Below are 18,733 nucleotides of genomic sequence, written 5' to 3' on the forward strand. Positions count from 1 at the left end.
AAATATAAGCTTTTAATCCGGATCAAACTACCCCACCATCGCAAGCGATGGTCCCCCCCTTCTTTTCTAAGAAGGGGAGCCTTGGATAGTGATTTCCCCCATTCCTACTTACAATAATCATCCTAAAACTCCTTCCAATTCTTTCCTTTTTGAAGATCTCACCACCTATTTTCACACTCCTAACTCTCAAAATGTTAAAATCTCGATTGTAAGCAAAACGCCCCTTTTGCTTACAATCCCATACGTTAAAAAGTGTTTCTCCCGGGAGTTTGCAAAAATACTCCTGCCTTTTTGCGCGCAAAGTCGATCGGAAATTACAAATCGTAAATTGGGGGTTTTGTTGGAAATAGCAAAATTAACATTCGTTCACACTCTTACGGGGTGGCTGAATAGTCACCTTTAAAAATAATAGGTTAAAAATAAACAATCACTCAACCGGAGGCGTAAAGCAAATGCTTCTCCGGAAGTTTGTGAAAAAAGACCCCGGATTTCGAAAAAACACCTGTATTTTTGGTAAAATGATAATTTGAAGAGCTATTTTTACTCACCCAAATAGTAGAGTTTTATTCATCACTTGATTTATATGCCATGGCAACACGCAGAGATTTTCTGAAACAAAGCATTTTAGGTACGGCAGGCTTGACATTAGGCGGCCTGGCCTTCAGTCACGAGAGCTATGCCCGCATCTACGGGGCAAATGATAAAATACGGGTAGGCATTGTCGGTTTTTCAGACCGTTCGCGCCATTCATTGATCCCTTCTTTTCAGGCGTATGCCGATGAACTGGGTTTTGAGATCGTAGCGGTGTCCGACCTTTGGAGTCGCCGCCGGGAGGAGGCCGGGAAATACTTCCAAGATAAATGGGGTAAAAAGGTACGCCTGTTTCGCAATAATGAAGAGATGTATGATGCCCGTATCTGCGACGCAGTGATTATCGCTACAGCCGATTTTCAACATGCGCTTCATTGCGCAGAGGCTGTCAGGGCAGGTTGCGACGCTTATGTCGAAAAGCCTTTTGCCGAGACCATGGCCGACGCGCGCGAAGCACGAAAAGCGGTTGAAGAGACCGGGCGAATCGTGCAGATAGGCTCTCAGCGTCGCTCGGCTCCCAACTATCATGCGGCTAATGATTTCATACGCTCCGGCCGTTTCGGGCAGGTCACAATGGTGGAGATGACCTGGAATGTGAATCAACCGGGACGTTGGCGCCGGCCGGCTCTAGTGGCTCAATGCTTTGAAAAGGATACCGATTGGAAACGTTACCTGATGAACCGCCCCTACGAGGCATGGGATGCCCGCAAATACCTGGAGTATCGCCTGTTCTGGCCCTACTCATCCGGCATACCCGGGCAGTGGATGGCGCATCAGATCGATACGGTTCATTGGTTTACCGGTCATGCCCATCCACGCTCTGTAGGTGCCAATGGCGGTATTTACCAATGGAAAGACGGACGCAGCAACTACGATACCATGACGGCCGTCTTTGACTACGGAGACGACGACGGGACAAACGCCTTCCAGGTGGTTTACTCTTCCCGCATGCACAACAGCGCAGGGGGCGTGAAAGAACTCTATTTTTCCAATGGCGGGACACTCAACTTAGACACCAACCAGATCACACCTGACGGCGGATTAACTGAACGATTCGCAGCCGATATGGGCATGAAGGCCAATCTCTTAGAACCATACCATCTCCCTTCGGTGCAGGTGGCGACCGATTCGAATACCGGTTCCGACCCGATGACCAACCTGCATATGCGCAATTGGATGGAATCTGTCCGTAATCGCAAACAACCCCATGCGCCGGTGGAGGCGGGTTACAATCATTCCATCGCTAATATCATGTGTACAGCGGCTCTTCGCACCGGCGAAAAGGCGACATTCGACACCGCCCGGCAAGAGGTATTGGCGGGAGGTAAGGTGTTTCATCTGTAATGTATAGGTAAACGACAGAATCGTTATGAAAAGAATCATACTGCAAGCCATAGTGCTTACGTTTATATTAATCTCGTGTGGACAAAAAGAAAAAGGGTTTGAACTGATCCAACATGTATCGGATAAGCGGGTGGATGTCTACTACGAAGGCAAACTATTCACCTCCTATGCCTATCCCGAGACGATGGAAAAGCCGATCTTATATCCGATCTATAATGCCCATGGCATTGACCTGACGCGCGGCTTCCCCGCCAATCCCCAGCCAGGAGAACGGGTAGATCATCCGCATCACCTGGGGTTATGGTTCAATTATGGGAATGTGAACGGGTTAGACTTTTGGAATAATTCATACAATATACCGGAAGAAAACAGGCCGAGGTATGGCAGCATCCGCCATGTCTGCATAGAGGAGATAAATAACGGAGCAAAACAGGCAACGCTGACGGTTCAGTCGGACTGGATTGATCATACGGAGAAAATACTCCTCGTGGCAGAGACTCACTATATTTTCGGAGCGGAAAAAGGAATGCGCACCATTGAGCATATCGTCACCCTGACGGCACAAGCCGACACCGTTATCTTCTCCGATAGCAAAGAGGGCCTGTTGGGTATACGCATGGACAGGGCATTTGAAGAGGTATCGGATGCTCCCGTCTTGCGTATAGGTGAAGATAAACAGCCGATGGAGGAACGGACGGTCAACAACGACGGGGTAAATGGTCTATATCGTAATAGTTTAGGCGATGAGAAAGAGAGTGGTGCCTGGGGAAAAAGAGCCGGATGGGCCAGCGTATCGGCAGAGAAAGAGGGCGATAAAACAACGGTTGCCATACTCGACCATAAAGAGAACCCGGGTTACCCGGCTCATTGGCATACACGCGGATATGGCTTGTTTGCCGTGAATAATTTGGGTAGTAAAAGCTTCCATGCGGAGAATCCCGCTACCTCCCTGACATTGTTGCCGGGTGAGTCGGTGACCTTCAAGCATAAAATCCTGATCAAAGCCGGCTCGTATGCCGAAGATCAAGAAATAAATATCGTATTCGAGGAGTTTAATCGCTGATTACTTTTATCTTCAATGTATTCAGAAACTCTTTTGTTTCTGGACTGATGCGGTAGCTCTCACGGGCTTTCTGTATGGCTTTGTTGTGTACGAAGCGGGAGAACCTCTGTTGTTCCAAAAGCGGAAGGGTTTTGTCGTAATATTTGATCAGAGCCACGCTGAGCGCCCAGGCAATCGCCATATCCACGTAATACTGCCCCTGAGGTATCTCTTGGAAATGTTTCAACGCTATATCTATATAGGCATCGTTCAGGAAAAAGTCCATTAGGACAATTACGAAAACACGTTTCGTAAACTCTCCTTCATCCTGTTTAAGCGGTAGGAAGTGCGCTAATACCTCGTCGGGATAATGTTTAAACACCTTCAACGAAGAGATAATGGTATCTACATGTGCCCAGTTATCAAATTTCAGTATCAGCGGGTCTAAGTAGCGGAACACCGTTTCTAAGGAAGGCTTTTTGAGGTTACTAATCACCAGGCCGTATAATAGGATATGATCGTAGGTAGTGTATTCCGCCTGCTGAAGGTAAGTCTCTACATCCGGATTTGTTGCCATCTCTTTTGCCAGTTTTTTCAACGCGGGCATGCGGATACCGATTATTTCATATTGGGTAGGGATAAGTTTTTCGTTAAACTGTTTGTAATCGCTTTCAGCCAAAGCCCGGAGCTTTTGATTGATAATGGTATTCATTCTCTTTAGATTTTTATGGGACACATCCTGTATTATACTTAATACAAAGATAAAAGAAAACAGTATTCGTTCGCACTTAGCCTGAAATCACTACCTTTGCGCCGTACTGTAAAGAATCTTTGTATGTTGAAATTCCTAAAGGACTGGATGCTTCCGCTGGCTATGATCACCGGAGTGCTCACTTATCCGTGGATAAGCCGGCTCATTGTCCTGACTCCTTACCTGATTTTCGCGATGTTGCTACTTACGTTCTGCAAACTCTCTCCACGTGATATCCACTTCCACAAGGCGCATATATGGCTGTTATTGATACAATTGGTGGGATGTGTGGCAGTTTATGCGGCTATTTATCCGTTTCATCCTATCGTAGCCCAGGGAGCCATGATCTGTGTATTGGCACCGACAGCGACAGCGGCTGCCGTGATCACCGGCATGCTGGGCGGGAGTGTTGCTTTTCTGACAAGTTACACCCTGCTTTGCAACATAGCGGTGGCCATAATAGCTCCAGCCCTCTTCCCATTGATCGAACCGCATTCCGACGCGACCTTCCTATCTGCTTTTTTCTATATCTGCCGACAGGTAGCCCCTATGCTTCTCTTACCTCTCTTCGCTGCCTGGGGAATGCGCAAATATACACCGAAGATCCACAAAGTATTGGTTCGTCTTAACGGATTGACCTTCTATATCTGGGCCTTTTCGCTGGCTTTAGTGACAGGCGTAACGGTCAAATTTCTTGTCGAACAGGAGAATCCCAATTATGCCGTAGAGATAAGCCTGGCCATTGCTGCGCTCGTGATTTGTGTTCTTCAGTTTCTGATCGGACGACGCATCGGCTGGAAATACAACGATCCGGTCTCGTCGGGGCAAGGATTGGGGCAGAAAAATACGATCCTGGCTATCTGGATGGCGCAAACCTACCTAAACCCGATCTCATCGGTGGCTCCGGCCGCCTACGTATTATGGCAAAACTGCATCAACTCGTATCAACTCTGGCTGAAAGCAAGTCGCGACCGAAAACAAATCAAAGAACAACATAAATCGACAGCATTATGAAATTAAGTAACGTATGGTTCACAGCCTTATCGGAAAATGAAGAGGGTAATATGGTCGCCGTTTACGGACGTGACGAACTTACTCAATTTATCGAGTCCGGAAAATTCAAAGAACGGGTAGAGATCACCTGGAAGTATGAAGGCGATAAGAACGGTATGCCTTCGGATGAATTGGCCGAGAAAATGGAAACAGTGGAGTTGGCTCTAAAGAAAGCCATGGAGAAGGATAAACTCTCCATCCTGACCAGCATATATTCAGGCGGAGGTGAAAAGATATGGGTTTATTACACCCGGACGACCCGTGTATTCGGCGAACGACTCAACGAGGTATTGGCTCCTTTCGAGCTTCTTCCGATTACTATTTACACCGAAGTGGATCCGGAATGGGAAGAGTACTTAGATATGTACGAGATGAAACAATGGGCGGTGGACGAGTGAAAAATGAAGAATTCACCTAATCATGTGACTAAAAAAAGAGAGGCTGTCCGGATTCGGAACAGCCTCTCTCTTTATATTGATATCGGATAAACTCCTTGTTTATTCACCATCACTACCCAGTTTGGCTTCGATTTCGTCGAATTCTTTGCTCATATTGAGGTTATAATAGATACCCCGCAATGCGATCATATATTCTACCTGATCCGGCTTTTGCGCATAGGCTTTTTCAAAATAAGGAAGCGCCTTTCTAAACATATCTTTTGCTTTAGCCAGTTCTTCCTGATACAGCTTGTTATCGCTAATCATATTGGCATCCGCCTGGATGTTGATAGCCCGGTTGTAGTAAACACGTCCCAAGTTTGATAATGCTTGCTCATAATCAGGATCAATTTCCAATGATTTGATATAGGCTTTTTCAGCATTTTCCATGTCTTTCATTCCGGTTTCATATATATTCCCTAATACGTCGTAAAGCTTTGCATCATCTGGTTTTTTAGCAAGTTCTTTTTCCAGATACAGGATAGCTTCTTCATTTCTGTTAGAATAGATATAAATATTGATCAGGTGAAGCGGGAAGTAATCTTCATTCGGGAAAACTTCCATTCCTTCTTTCAATATTTTTTCAATATTAGCCGTATCTCTCAACTGTTCGTATTCAGAATGGATATATTGATACATTTCGAATCGTTTGTACTCGTATTTTTTAGCACGATCCAATGTGGCAAGCGCCAGATCATGATCGCCTGTTTGGATGGCAGCAAGTGCTGAATAGTATTGAACAGTCTGATACATCGTGTCTTTCGCAGCAATAGGTTCACCGGCAAACATAGGATCTTCAGCGATGGCCAGGTATTGTTCGAAAAACTCATACGCCTTTTTGTAATCTCTTTCATCAAAGTAGTAAGCACCACCATTTACATAATACACATGGTTTGCCATCATAATACCTTTGATGTCTTTGGTGTGTTTCGGTTTTACCTTACCTTTTGCATCCGGTTTCTGATCCAGCTCGTAGGATTTCTTCAGATAGGGATACACATTCAATAAAGCCGTATACATCACAGATTGGTTAGGCTGCTGACCCAGCATTTCTTTCATTCTTTCCGCACTAAATTGTTGATCTTCTACATATCCGGCTACATACCAAGTCTTAGGATCATCTTTTGTTTCAGCATTTTCTAACGCCCCTTTGATAAGCGTCCGTGCTTCTGCAAAATCCGCATTATTCCCTTTAGCAATGCTTTGAGCCTGGCTTACAGCTTTTTTCTGAGCAAAAGCGGCTGTGGCAGCTACACATAATGCAATTGATAATAACAATACTCGTTTCATACGATTCTAATTTGAGATTAATATTCTATTTATTTAATTTGTTTTATTCTTCCGATGCCTCCTCGTCTTCCAACAAGTTGTTTTCTTCTGTTTCTTCGTCCGTTATATCCACACTCTCGGATACTTCAAAGACAGGCGTTTCCAGTCGGGCATCACGTTCTGCCTTTTCTTCCGCAATCTGCTCATCCGTTTCGGATAACACCTTACAAACCGAAGCAATTTCATCCTGACGTTTCTCCAGATTGATCAACCGCACTCCCTGAGTCGCGCGTCCGATCACCGACAGATCGGCTACTTTCATACGGATGGTTATACCCGATTTGTTGATAATCATCAAGTCATTCTCTTCTGTGACATTTTTTATGGCCACAAGTTTACCCGTCTTATCGGTGACATTAATAGTTTTTACACCTTTTCCACCTCTATTAGTAATTCGGTAGTCTTCGATATGCGACCGTTTCCCATAGCCTTGTTCGGAAACAACCAGTACGGTTTCGTGTTCCATATCTTTGATCGTGATCATACCAACCACCTCATCATCAGTACTATCCAGCGTCATTCCGCGCACACCAGCCGCCGTACGCCCCATGGTGCGAACAGCACTTTCGTGGAAACGGATCGCACGACCGTTGCGATTGGCGATTAATACTTCATTATCACCATTGGTCATTTTAACTTGTATTAACCCATCGCCATCACGCAGCGTAATGGCATTTACACCATTCTGGCGAGGCCGTGAATAGGCTTCAAGCAATGTTTTCTTGATCACCCCGTTCTTCGTACAGAACAACAGGTAGTGTGAATTGATAAATTCCGTATCGGAGGTCAGCTTCTTCACGCGGATAAAGGCCTGGATCTTGTCGTCGGCTTCGATATTCAATAGGTTCTGAATAGCACGTCCTTTGGCATTCTTCGCTCCTTCCGGAATTTCATATACCTTCAGCCAGTAGCATTTACCTTTTGCCGTGAATATCAATAGGGTGGCATGCATCGACGCCGGATAGATATATTCCACAAAGTCTTCGTCGCGTGTTTCGGAGCCCTTCGCTCCTACTCCACCACGTCCCTGGGCACGGAACTCAGAGAGCGGCGTACGTTTGATATAACCCATGTGCGAAATGGTGATAATCATCTCATCGTCGGCATAGAAGTCTTCCGGATTCAATTCTTCCGAAGCATAAATAATGTCCGTTTTACGATCATCACCATACTTATCATTGATCTCCTGCAATTCTTCTTTCACCACTTCCATACAACGGTCTTCATTTTCCAGAATCTCTTTGTAGGAGGCGATTAAGCGTTCTATCTCTTCATATTCAGCGCGTAATTTATTCTGTTCCAGCCCGGTGAGCTGACGAAGGCGCATTTCTACAATCGCTCTGGCCTGTATATCGGTCAGTCCGAAACGCTCGATCAAACGTTCGATCGCTTCCTGCGGGCTGGATGATGAGCGGATGATAGCAATCACCTCGTCGATATTATCGGAGGCTATCAATAGTCCTTCTAGGATATGCGCGCGTTCTTCCGCCTTTCTCAGATCGTAGCGTGTACGTCTTGTCACCACCTCCTGGCGATGATCAACGAACGCCTTGATCATATCTTTCAGGTTCAACTGCCGTGGACGACCGTTGACCAACGCGATGTTATTCACGCTGAAAGAGGATTGAAGCGCGGTCAGTTTATACAGTTTGTTCAGAATCACGCTGGAGTTGGCATCCCGCTTCACATCTACGACAATGCGCATACCGTGACGGTCGGACTCATCGTTGACATTCGATATACCTTCCAGGCGTTTTTCGTTCACCAGGTCGGCAATGTGTTTGATCAGTTCTGCCTTATTAACAAGGTAAGGGATTTCCGTGATAATAATCTTTTCGTGATTGTTTTCGACTTCAATCTCCGCCTTACCGCGCAGAATAATACGTCCCCTACCCGTTTCAAAAGCGTCTTTCACGCCCTGGTAGCCATAGATCGTAGCACCGGTTGGGAAATCAGGCGCTTTGATGTATTCCATCAATTCGTCGATTTCGATCTCACCGCGGTTATCGATGTAAGCCATACAACCATTCAACACCTCTGTCATATTATGAGGCGGCATATTGGTAGCCATCCCTACCGCAATACCCGAAGCACCGTTAATCAATAGATTCGGTATACGCGTAGGCAGAACGGTCGGTTCTTTTAATGTATCATCGAAGTTTAACTGGAAATCAATCGTATCTTTTTCGATATCCCGCAGCATTTCTTCGGCCAATTTGCTCAAGCGAGCCTCCGTATAACGCATGGCAGCAGGGCTGTCACCATCGACGGAACCGAAGTTTCCCTGGCCGTCGACCAGCGGGTAACGCAATGACCACGGTTGCGCCAAACGTACCATGGCAAAATAAACGGAACTATCACCGTGCGGGTGATACTTACCTAAAACGTCTCCTACAATTCTGGCGGATTTTTTGTACGGTTTATCGGATGTATTACCCAGTTCGTTCATCCCAAATAATACACGACGGTGAACCGGTTTAAAACCATCCCTCACATCAGGAAGAGCTCTCGAAACGATAACCGACATAGAATAGTCAATGTAAGCCGATTTCATCTCATCCTCGATGTTGATCTTTATAATTCTGTCTTGATCAATCATTTAGCTATTTATTTAATATACGCACAATTTCATCACTGAAAAATCGCACTAAGGTAAGGCTTTTCTCTTTACTACAAAAAGATTTGGAGCGATTTTTTCGTAGGAAATCCTTTTATAATGCTGCCAAGCGTTTCATTTTCGCTGCTTCATTTTTCAATCTTTATTTTGTGGTAGTCTTTTTTATTTGGAATATTTGCTGGTCGAGCATGGTCGACCAGTTGGCTGAGCATGGTGAACCAAATGGCTGAGCATGGTCGACCAGTTGGCTGAGCATGGTCGACCAGCAAATTTTATCTCCCTTTTGTGGCGGGAATTTATTTTGTTGGTATTATCTTTGGTTGCCAAAAAACAGAAATAGATATGAAGATCATCACGTATAATGTAAACGGTTTGCGCGCGGCCATCACAAAGGGTTTTCCGGAATGGCTGCAAGAGACTCAGCCGGACGTTCTCTGCCTGCAGGAGACCAAGTTGCAGGAAGATCAGTTTCCAGGAGAGGTGTTCGAAGCATTGGGGTATAAAAGTTATCTCTTTTGCGCCGAGAAAAAAGGATATAGCGGTGTGGCAATCCTGACACGCCAAGAGCCTGATCATGTGGAATATGGCATGGGCATCGAGAAATACGACCGGGAAGGGCGGTTTATCCGGGCTGATTTTGGGGATATTTCCGTGGTCAGTGTCTATCACCCTTCGGGAACCAGTGGCGACGAACGGCAGGCTTTTAAAATGGAGTGGCTGGAAGATTTCCAGCGTTATGTGGTCGAGCTGCAGAAAGAACGACCCAATCTGATCCTCTGTGGTGATTATAATATTTGCCATGAGCCAATCGATATCCATGATCCGGTGCGCAATGCGAAGAATAGCGGTTTCCTGCCGGAAGAACGCGAATGGATGACACGCTTCCTCTCCGCGGGGTACACCGACACCTACCGCCACCTGCATCCAGATGTTGTGGGCTATACCTGGTGGAGCTATCGCTTCAATGCCCGGAAAAACAACAAAGGATGGCGTATCGACTATTGTATGGTCAGCGAACCTCTGCGCTCTCTGATCAGCGAAGCCACGATCCTGCACGATGTACATCATTCGGATCATTGTCCGGCGACACTGACAATCAATAAATAACCCCAAGAGGAAGAAAATTTATATGACAAAACAAGGTACCCTATTGGTCGTTGACGATAACAAAGGCATACTGACAGCCGTTCAGATGTTGTTGAACTCCTGTTTTGAAAAGGTAATAACCATCAGCAATCCCAATAAGATAAACGCCACGTTGCAGGCAGAGAAAATTGATGTCGTCCTATTGGATATGAATTTCAGTGCAGGCATCAATAGCGGAAACGAAGGGCTGTTCTGGCTTTCGGAGATCAAGAAAAAAGAGCCTTCCCTTCCCGTTGTTCTCTTCACGGCCTATGCTGATATAGAGCTGGCGGTCAGGGGAATCAAAGAGGGAGCAGCCGATTTCGTTGTTAAACCATGGGATAATCAAAAATTGATCGAGTCTTTGCAAAACGCTTATAAACAACGGAAAGGCGAAAACAAAGCCCAGCGGAAAATACAACCACTATCGACTGAAAGCGGCATGTTCTGGGGAGAGAGCCAGGCGATGCTGCAACTGCGTCATTTGATCGAAAAGGTAGCGGTGACCGATGCCAATATCCTGATCACCGGGGAAAACGGAACCGGGAAAGAGATGCTTGCCCGGGAGATTCATCTGCTTTCGCGACGCAAGAACGAGGCAGTTATCACGGTCGATATGGGAGCGATCACGGAAACACTGTTCGAGAGCGAATTGTTTGGGCATGTGAAAGGCGCGTTTACCGATGCGCGTGCCGATCGTCCGGGTAAATTCGAAGCCGCCAATAACGGAACCCTTTTCTTGGATGAAATTGGTAATCTACCCTACCATTTACAGGCGAAACTATTGACGGTGCTTCAACAGCGGGCAGTCGTTCGTGTAGGAAGTAATACCCCTATCCCGGTGAATATACGCCTGATCAGTGCGACCAACCGGGATCTGACGCAGATGGTGCATGAAGGAAGTTTCCGCGAAGACCTGTTGTATCGCATGAATACGATCCATGTGGAGATCCCTTCCTTGCGTCAGCGCATTGAAGATGTGATACCTCTTGCGGAGATATTCTTAGTGAAATACGGCAATATTTATGGCAAACCGAACCTGCAATTATCTCCTCAGGTGAAGGCAAAACTGAAAGAACTGCCCTGGATGGGGAATATTCGGGAACTGGAACACACCATTGAGAAGGCGGTTATCATCGGAGACGGGAAGATATTGGATGTAAACGATTTCCATTTCCCGCAAAAGCCGGTAACTCCGCTCAAGGAATCGACCACTCTGGAGGAGATGGAATACAATATGATCAAAAATGCGATGGATAAATGCAATGGCAACCTGTCGATGGTGGCTAATCAATTGGGTATTTCGCGGCAGACGCTCTATAATAAGATCAAGCGTTACGGATTGTAAAAATAGAGAATGAGATGAGACAACTGACAACGATCCGCCTTTTTTTCAAACGAATACTCGACAATGTCTATTTCCGCCTGCTTCTGGTGGTGGGATGTACGGTGGGCACAATGTGGTTTTATCAGTCAGGCAAATGGGAATGGTTTGTTTTATCGCTGGTCGGACTGTTCGTCTCTATTCTGTTGATTGGCAATCTATACAGAAGAAATGCTCGCAAGATCGCTTTTATGTTCGATGCGATCGACAACAGCGACTATGCATTTAAGTATGCTACCCGGGGGCATGCCTCCGACGATAAGTTGGTCAGCGAATCGATGAACCGCATTACCCAAATCCTTTTCCAGGCAAAGTCGGAAGCAGCTCAGCAGGAGAAATACTATGAACTGATCATGGATTCGGTTTCTACCGGTATTATTGTATTGGATGATAATGGCTATATTTACCAGACAAACAAAGAGGCTCTCCGGCTTTTGGGCTTATCGATTTTTACACATGTCAAACAGTTAGCAAAGGTAGATACAGGTGTCGCTCAGGTGATGCAGCAGATACAGCCGGGCGAAAAGCACCAGGTTACCTTTACAAACGAGCGCGGAACGGTTTATCTCTCCCTGCGTGTGTCGGAAATGACCTTACAATCGAAGCACTTGCGCATTATTGCCATCAATGATATCAACCGCGAATTGGATGAAAAGGAGATAGACTCCTGGATCAGGCTGACGCGTGTGTTGACACATGAAATTATGAATTCCGTGACACCGATCACCTCACTGAGCGACACACTTCTGTCGATGCACCAAGGAGATGTGAATGAGGATATTAGAAACGGTTTGGAAACAATCAGTACAACAGGAAAAGGCTTGATTGCCTTTGTGGATTCATACCGCAAATTCACCCGCATTCCTACCCCCAACCCTACTTTGTTTTATGTAGGTAAGTTCTTAGACAGGATGATCCAGTTGGCAAAGCATCAGAACAACTACCCGATGATCGAAGTTATCAGCATCGTAGAACCGGACGATCTGATCGTTTACGCCGACGAAAACCTGATCACACAGGTGGTACTCAACCTATTGAAGAACGCAATGCAGGCCATTGGTGGCGAACGCAGCGACGGAAAGATCCTGATCCGTGCCTTTTCTACCGAGGAGGAGGCAGTAGTTATCGAGGTGAGCAACAACGGTCCTATCATCCCGGCGGAAGAGATCGAACATATTTTCATCCCATTCTTTACCACCAAAGAAGGCGGAAGCGGTGTCGGTCTCTCCGTATCCCGACAGATCATGCGCCTTTCGGGCGGCAGCATCGCGCTGAAAAACAATGCTCCACCCTTCTCGACTACGTTTGTATTGACCTTTCCGTAAACAGTATAAAAACGAAAAAGCTGCCCAATTATGGACAGCTTTTCTTTTTTTCAACAGTTATTTCTCGGTTTTTATATGATCGTTAAATCGACTAAGGTTGCTTCCGGAGCATTCTTCTTAACGGACTCAATACCATTTTTCATCGCAGCTTCGCTGTTATACATCTCGCTGGTACCGACAACTTGTCCGTTTGATGCTTTCAAATTAAAGTAAGAACGATTGTCTTTCGATGTCTTGATTTCGTAACGAGTATCGATCTGACTGTTCTTACGTACGGATTCAATTCCCTTCAAACAACTATCTTTGGCTACATATCCTTCACTTGTCAGAATAACCTGACCGTTGCCTGCTTTCAAATTGAACTGGAATTCTCCATTCTTTCTCTTTGTTACTTCAAATTTTCCCATAATTCTTTTTCTTTTTGTTTGGTACTTATATAACAAGGGCTGCATGGAATATGTTCAAAATTAACAAACTTAAACTTTTCAAGAGTAAGCCATCATGAAATGCAAGCGGTTTTGCAGGTTTACCTCTGCCACTCCCCCATCTATATCGAGATACAAAATATTCATCTCCGGATAGATCTTTTTCAGCCTCTTCTCTACACCACGCGCCACTATATGGTTGGCGATGCATCCAAAAGGCTGTATGCAGACCACTTTGTTTACTCCCTGGCGAGCATAACAGGCCACTTCTGCCGGAATCGACCAGCCTTCGCCGAACTGATGCGCCAGGTCGAGTATTTCGGAAGCATACTCCGCTTTGACAAAGACCGACTCAGAAGGTTCGTAAAACCGGAAATCTTTCATGCGGTTCTCGAACACTTGCATTTGTTTATTGATATATTTCCAGGCAATCGAGTTAAAGAGATCGCTCAAAACCGAAGCTTTCTTCACTCCGTTCTTCACGTTGGTCTGCGCGTTCACAAAATAGGGTAATACGAAATCCATAATGGGCGGCGTGTGTACCTCCATCCCTTTCGAACGCAGCCATTCCGTGATATGCGCCTGACCATAGTTGTTGTATTTCAAATAGATCTCTCCAATCAGTCCTACTTTGGTAAACGCGCGGTCATAAATCTCTATCTGGTTGAAGTCGGCAACAGCTTGTTCTAATAGTTTCACTAAGCAATGATAATCGTTACGCTGCGTGGCCTTCACCCCCTGTTCGATATAGAAGTCAAACAGCTTCTTTGTTTCTCCCTCTTTCTTCTCCCGGATGACGAGCGAGCTATACATGTTCTGAATGGCATCCGCATAGAGTATCGCGTAAATAATGATATGAATCAACTTGGCAACCGGCACCTTAAAGGCACTCTGATCGTTCTGATACACCTTGCCCGTACTTACAGCCAGTACCGGAATATCCTTGAAACCGGCGTTCCGGATGGCGGTTTTTATTTGTGAGATATAGTTCGTTGCCCGACATTGTCCGCCTGTTTGCGTAATGGCCACCACCGTATTCTCCAGGTCGTACTGCCCGGATTGTAATCCCATAATGATATCTCCCACGATCAGGGTCGAAGGGTAACAAACCTCATTATGCCCGTATTTCAAGCCGATCTCTGCCGATGCCTTCGATGATTTGGGCAGATTGACAATCCTATACCCAGCCAGTTCGCCGATAGCCGGGATAAAAGGCGAGATATAATCGGCAAACCAGGGAATGATAATGGTCTTCTTCCGGTCTTCCTTTTTATAGGTCACCCCGTAGGCTTCAAAGCCTTTCGCTTCCGAAGGCATATCAGTTGGCTGAGCAGCCTTCAACGATTCGATCAACGAACGCAAGCGCAAACGAACAGAACCGGGACTGGCTATCTCGTCTATCCGCAATATCGTATGGTTCTTTCCTGCCTGTTTCAGGATATCTCCGATCTCATCCATAAAGAAAGAGTCGGGACCACATCCGAAGGAGTTCAATTGAATATACTGCACATTCCGGGGCAATTTTGCCACCTCTACCGCAGCCTGCACCGTACGATTCGGGTAAGACCACTGGGAGATGATATTCAATGCGCCAAAACCCTGTTGGTTTGTCACGCGAAACACATCATCCGTAAACACATAGCCTCCCAGATCCGACAGAATCTGCCCTGTCTTCTGATGGATAAGCGGGTCGGTATGATAAGGGCGTCCGGCAACCACAAAGACAGGTTCGTTGTTTGCCACGGCCTCGTCAAAGCGTCTTTTCTGCTCAACAGCCAGTTTCTCTTTTGTGGCGGCCCGCTCCTTCAGAGCGCTCTTAAACGCATTTCGGAAGATCTCCTTGGGAATACCTATGGAAGAAAGATAATTCCAGCAAGCCTTTTCGAGCGCCCGATCGCTACTGAAGGTAACCACCGGTTTGTCGAAAGGGATGCCAAAGCGCTCTTCCGGGTTCATGGCCGAACGGATCACATCCGGATATCCGCTGACTACCGGACAGTTATACGAGTTATTCGCTTTCCCGAATTCATCTTCTTCTTTCGGCACAATGGGATAAAAGATACGATCCACCCCTGCTTCCGCCAACGCATGGATATGCCCATGTACCAATTTGGCCGGGAAACAGATATTCTCTGACATCACGCTGCCCACTCCTTTCTGATAAAGCGCAAAGGTGGACTCCGGCGACAAGACAAGCCGCAAGCCGCAACTGGTGAACAATTTATGCCAGAAAGGATAGTTTTCGAACATATTCAACACCCGCGGAATACCTATAACAGGCAGGTTTTCGTTTTTCGCCGCATGTTCTTCCCGTTGGAAAAGGATCTCGTTTTTCTTTTCAAACGCGTTGAATCCTTTCTTATGCACCGTGTTTTTATTGAAAAAGACCTTTTCGCACTTATTCCCTGCATAAGAGGTATTCCCGTTATTGAAGCGGAAACGCAATACGGAGCATTTGTTGGTACAACCCTTACACTGCAACTCTTTGGTTTCGATATGATCCACTTCGGGCAAAGCTTCATGTCCGGTGAACGAGGTTGTCCTTTCCTCGCTCCACCTTCGCTGGGCATACAAAGCAGCGCCCAGGGCACCCATCAGTTCGGGATGATCGGTGGTGCTGACCGTTTTCCCCGATAGTTGTTCCAACACACGGTAGACCGCGTCGTTGCGGAAGGTACCTCCCTGCACCACGATGTGATCGCCCAGTTGGTTCAGGTTATTTATTTTAAGCACTTTATACAAGCAATTCTTCACCACCGAATAGGCCAGTCCAGCCGCAATATCCCCGATTTCAGCCCCTTCACGCAGGGCTTGTTTCACTTTGGAATTCATAAACACCGTACACCGCGAACCCAGATCGCTCGGACAGGCCGACATACAGGCTGCCTTCGAGAAGTCGGATAGGGAAATATGCATGGTCGAGGCAAAGTTTTGCAGGAAAGAGCCGCAGCCCGACGAACAGGCCTCGTTTAGTTCGATGTTGGAAATAATGCCTTTATCGACAAAGAGCGACTTCATATCCTGCCCGCCGATATCGAGTATGAACGAGACTTCCGGATCCACATACTGAGCACCGGAAAGATGCGCCATGGTCTCTACAATCCCGTAGTCCAGGTTGAGAGCCGACCGAACCAGGTCTTCCCCGTATCCTGTCACGGCAGAAGAGAGAAAGCGGTAATTCACCCCTTTTTCTGCCGCACTCCGATAAAACTCCTGCAGGCCTTCCACCACCTTTTTCAACGGATTCCCTTCGTTCGCACTATAATAGGTGTAGAGAATATGTCCGTCTTCTTTCATCACAACGATTTTGGTCGTGGTCGAACCGGAGTCAATGCCCAAGAAACAGGTTATATCTTGTTCGATGCCTAAAGGTTCCAACTTGATTTTTTTGATCTTTCTTGTCTCTTTCCAATGGATGTACTCCTCTTCCCCTTTAAACAGAGGAGGCAAGGTATCTTTCTCTTCCGTTTTGGTCGCGTTTAATTGCTGAAGCAGCGACGGGATATCGACAGTTTGTCCGCTCTCTTCCTTTAATAAAAGAGCGCAGCCCAATGCTGGGAAGTATTCGCCGTTTTCAGGCATAAGAAAGTCATCCTCTTCCAGTTGAAGCAACTCCTGGAAGGCATGGCGAAGCGCCGGCAGGAAAGTCAACGGCCCACCGATGCACAATATCTTACGTTCGATATCGTATCCCCGGGCCAATGAAGTGATGCATTGCAACGCTACCGTATGAAGAATAGAGGCCGAGAGATCATTCACCGGTACGTTCCGGCAAATCAGGTTCTGCACGTCCGTCTTGGCAAACACACCACAACGCGATGCAATCGGATAGATCTTGTCATAATGCATCGCCTGCCGGCCCAAGGCTTCGATAGTAATATGCATCAGGTCGGCCATTTGATCGATAAACGCGCCCGTACCTCCCGCGCAATTCCCGTTCATACGGATATCGGGCTGTTTCCCGGAGTGGAAGAATACCATTTTGGCATCTTCCCCGCCCAGGTCGATCAGGGTGCGCGTGTCGGGATAGAGCCGGTTGACCACCTCCACAGAGGAGACCACCTCCTGTACAAACGGGATGCCCGTACGCTCGGCAATGCCCAGCCCGGCCGAACCTGTGATCTGTATCCGATAAGACAACTCAGGGAACGTACGGATAATCGTTTGGAGCTCTTCCGCGAATATGCGGTTGATATTGGCTTTATGACGACGATAGGTTTTGTAGATGATGATGTCGGAAGGGTCTAATACGACCATCTTTATCGTAGTAGAACCCACATCAATCCCCACCCGACACAGTTGTTGATCTTTTTTCATGTTAATGTCCTCCCCCTTCTTAAACGATCGTTTAATTCACAGGCAAAAAAAATTATGGTTTGAGAGCTTGTATAACAAAACGTTTCACATAGTCTTTATGCTGAACCAGTACCTCATGATATTCCTCCATGGATCGACCGGTCACTTTCACGGCCAGCGAACCGAAAATAAAAGGGAATACGCATAGGGAGAGTATGTTCAGGAGCAGATCCAATACCGATGTTTCCCTAATATTCCCCAGGCGTCCCTCCTCTTCCAGTCGTTTGGATATGTTGAGGAAGATATCGTAAGGTTCGCGTCTTTGGATGCGCTCGGGCAACTTCTCAGGATGCTGATTGATCTCATACAATATGAAAATAGGGATCTGTGGATATTCCATCAGGCTCTCATAATAGGAATCGATCCATTTCTCTATCAGTTCCAGGATCGGCATATCCGAACGGAGCACGGAAAATACGCGGTTCATTACCACATCAAACGCCTCTTCGAAGATGTATTCAAACAGGTTATACTTGGAGTGATAATAATAATTGATCATCGCCACGTTCGTTTCCGACGCAGCTGCTATATCCCTGATACTCGTGCCGTTATAGCCTTTCTCAATGAAAAGTCGGCGCGCCACCTCCAGAATCCTGCCTTTTACATCTGTATTTTCTTTCTCTTTAAACATTTGTTTTAAACACTTGTTTAACGCAAAGGAACTGATTATTATCGTCTCAGCAAATGTTTGGAGGCTTTTAAAACATAAAGGTTGTTAATAAGTCTTGATTGCCTTTATCGTATCTATTCAGATCAGGACGAAAAAACCCGATAGAGGCTAAATAGTCACACAGCTGACAGCAATATGTTAAAATATCGATTGTAAGTAAAAAAGCCGTTTTGCTTACAAATCCATACGTTAAAAAATGTTTCTCCCGGGAGTTTGTCTTCAAAGTCCCGCTTTTTTGCGCGCAAAGTCCCTCCGAAATTACAAATCATAAATTAGAGGGTTCG

At 46.2% G+C, this 18,733-nt stretch carries 13 protein-coding genes; 7 read left to right on the plus strand and 6 right to left on the minus strand.

Annotated elements, in window-relative coordinates; translation table 11 throughout:
* The first annotated feature begins 588 nt into the window (after positions 1-588).
* Positions 589-1,935: a Gfo/Idh/MocA family oxidoreductase gene (locus tag M2137_RS11850; RefSeq protein WP_280766658.1), complete on the plus strand. Its 1,347-nt coding sequence runs from the start codon at positions 589-591 to the stop codon at positions 1,933-1,935.
* Between the two features lie 25 nt (positions 1,936-1,960).
* Positions 1,961-2,998: a PmoA family protein gene (locus M2137_RS11855; protein WP_280766659.1), complete on the plus strand. Its 1,038-nt coding sequence runs from the start codon at positions 1,961-1,963 to the stop codon at positions 2,996-2,998.
* Here M2137_RS11855 and M2137_RS11860 read toward each other — a convergent pair.
* On the minus strand, positions 2,988-3,689 hold the full coding sequence (locus M2137_RS11860) for a DNA alkylation repair protein (protein WP_280766660.1): 702 nt from the start codon (positions 3,687-3,689) through the stop codon (positions 2,988-2,990). The genes M2137_RS11855 and M2137_RS11860 overlap by 11 nt on opposite strands.
* A gap of 123 nt (positions 3,690-3,812) precedes the next feature.
* On the opposite strand from M2137_RS11860, the gene M2137_RS11865 reads away from it, so the two are divergent.
* Complete coding sequence (locus M2137_RS11865) at positions 3,813-4,742, plus strand: transporter (protein WP_280766661.1); 930 nt, start codon at positions 3,813-3,815, stop codon at positions 4,740-4,742.
* Complete coding sequence (locus tag M2137_RS11870; protein WP_280766662.1) at positions 4,739-5,179, plus strand: DUF695 domain-containing protein; 441 nt, start codon at positions 4,739-4,741, stop codon at positions 5,177-5,179. Before M2137_RS11865 ends, M2137_RS11870 begins: the two co-directional genes overlap by 4 nt.
* Before the next feature lie 99 nt (positions 5,180-5,278).
* Here M2137_RS11870 and M2137_RS11875 read toward each other — a convergent pair whose 3' ends face one another.
* Complete coding sequence (locus tag M2137_RS11875; protein WP_280766663.1) at positions 5,279-6,508, minus strand: hypothetical protein; 1,230 nt, start codon at positions 6,506-6,508, stop codon at positions 5,279-5,281.
* Positions 6,509-6,551: 43 nt separating this feature from the next.
* Positions 6,552-9,146, minus strand: coding sequence for a DNA gyrase subunit A (gyrA, locus tag M2137_RS11880; protein ID WP_280766664.1), 2,595 nt, complete (start codon positions 9,144-9,146; stop codon positions 6,552-6,554).
* Positions 9,147-9,506: 360 nt separating this feature from the next.
* Here gyrA and M2137_RS11885 point away from each other — a divergent pair, with 360 nt between their 5' ends.
* Genes M2137_RS11885 through M2137_RS11895 form a run of 3 tightly spaced genes read left to right on the plus strand, consistent with a single transcriptional unit; the run spans position 9,507 to position 12,998 of the window.
* Positions 9,507-10,271, plus strand: a complete 765-nt coding sequence (locus tag M2137_RS11885; protein ID WP_280766665.1) for an exodeoxyribonuclease III — start codon at positions 9,507-9,509, stop codon at positions 10,269-10,271.
* Positions 10,272-10,293: 22 nt separating this feature from the next.
* The gene (locus tag M2137_RS11890) at positions 10,294-11,637 is read left to right on the plus strand and encodes a sigma-54 dependent transcriptional regulator (RefSeq protein ID WP_280766666.1); all 1,344 of its coding nucleotides are present in this window, start codon (positions 10,294-10,296) and stop codon (positions 11,635-11,637) included.
* Between the two features lie 14 nt (positions 11,638-11,651).
* On the plus strand, positions 11,652-12,998 hold the full coding sequence (locus tag M2137_RS11895; protein ID WP_280766667.1) for an ATP-binding protein: 1,347 nt from the start codon (positions 11,652-11,654) through the stop codon (positions 12,996-12,998).
* A gap of 71 nt (positions 12,999-13,069) precedes the next feature.
* Here M2137_RS11895 and M2137_RS11900 read toward each other — a convergent pair whose 3' ends face one another.
* The 3 genes from M2137_RS11900 to M2137_RS11910 all read right to left on the minus strand — a co-directional run bounded on the left by M2137_RS11900 (position 13,070) and on the right by M2137_RS11910 (position 18,410).
* Positions 13,070-13,408 (minus strand): YegP family protein, encoded by a 339-nt coding sequence (locus M2137_RS11900; RefSeq protein ID WP_348538035.1) that lies wholly within the window; start codon positions 13,406-13,408, stop codon positions 13,070-13,072.
* Positions 13,409-13,483: 75 nt separating this feature from the next.
* Positions 13,484-17,740: an acyl-CoA dehydratase activase gene (locus tag M2137_RS11905; RefSeq protein ID WP_280766669.1), complete on the minus strand. Its 4,257-nt coding sequence runs from the start codon at positions 17,738-17,740 to the stop codon at positions 13,484-13,486.
* Positions 17,741-17,792: 52 nt separating this feature from the next.
* Entirely contained in the window at positions 17,793-18,410 is a 618-nt protein-coding gene (locus M2137_RS11910) for a TetR/AcrR family transcriptional regulator (RefSeq protein ID WP_280766670.1), read from the minus strand.
* Between the last annotated feature and the right edge of the window lie 323 nt (positions 18,411-18,733).

It is taken from the genome of Parabacteroides sp. PFB2-10 (assembly GCF_029893085.1).
In the GTDB taxonomy this organism is placed as follows: Bacteria; Bacteroidota; Bacteroidia; order Bacteroidales; family Tannerellaceae; genus QVMG01.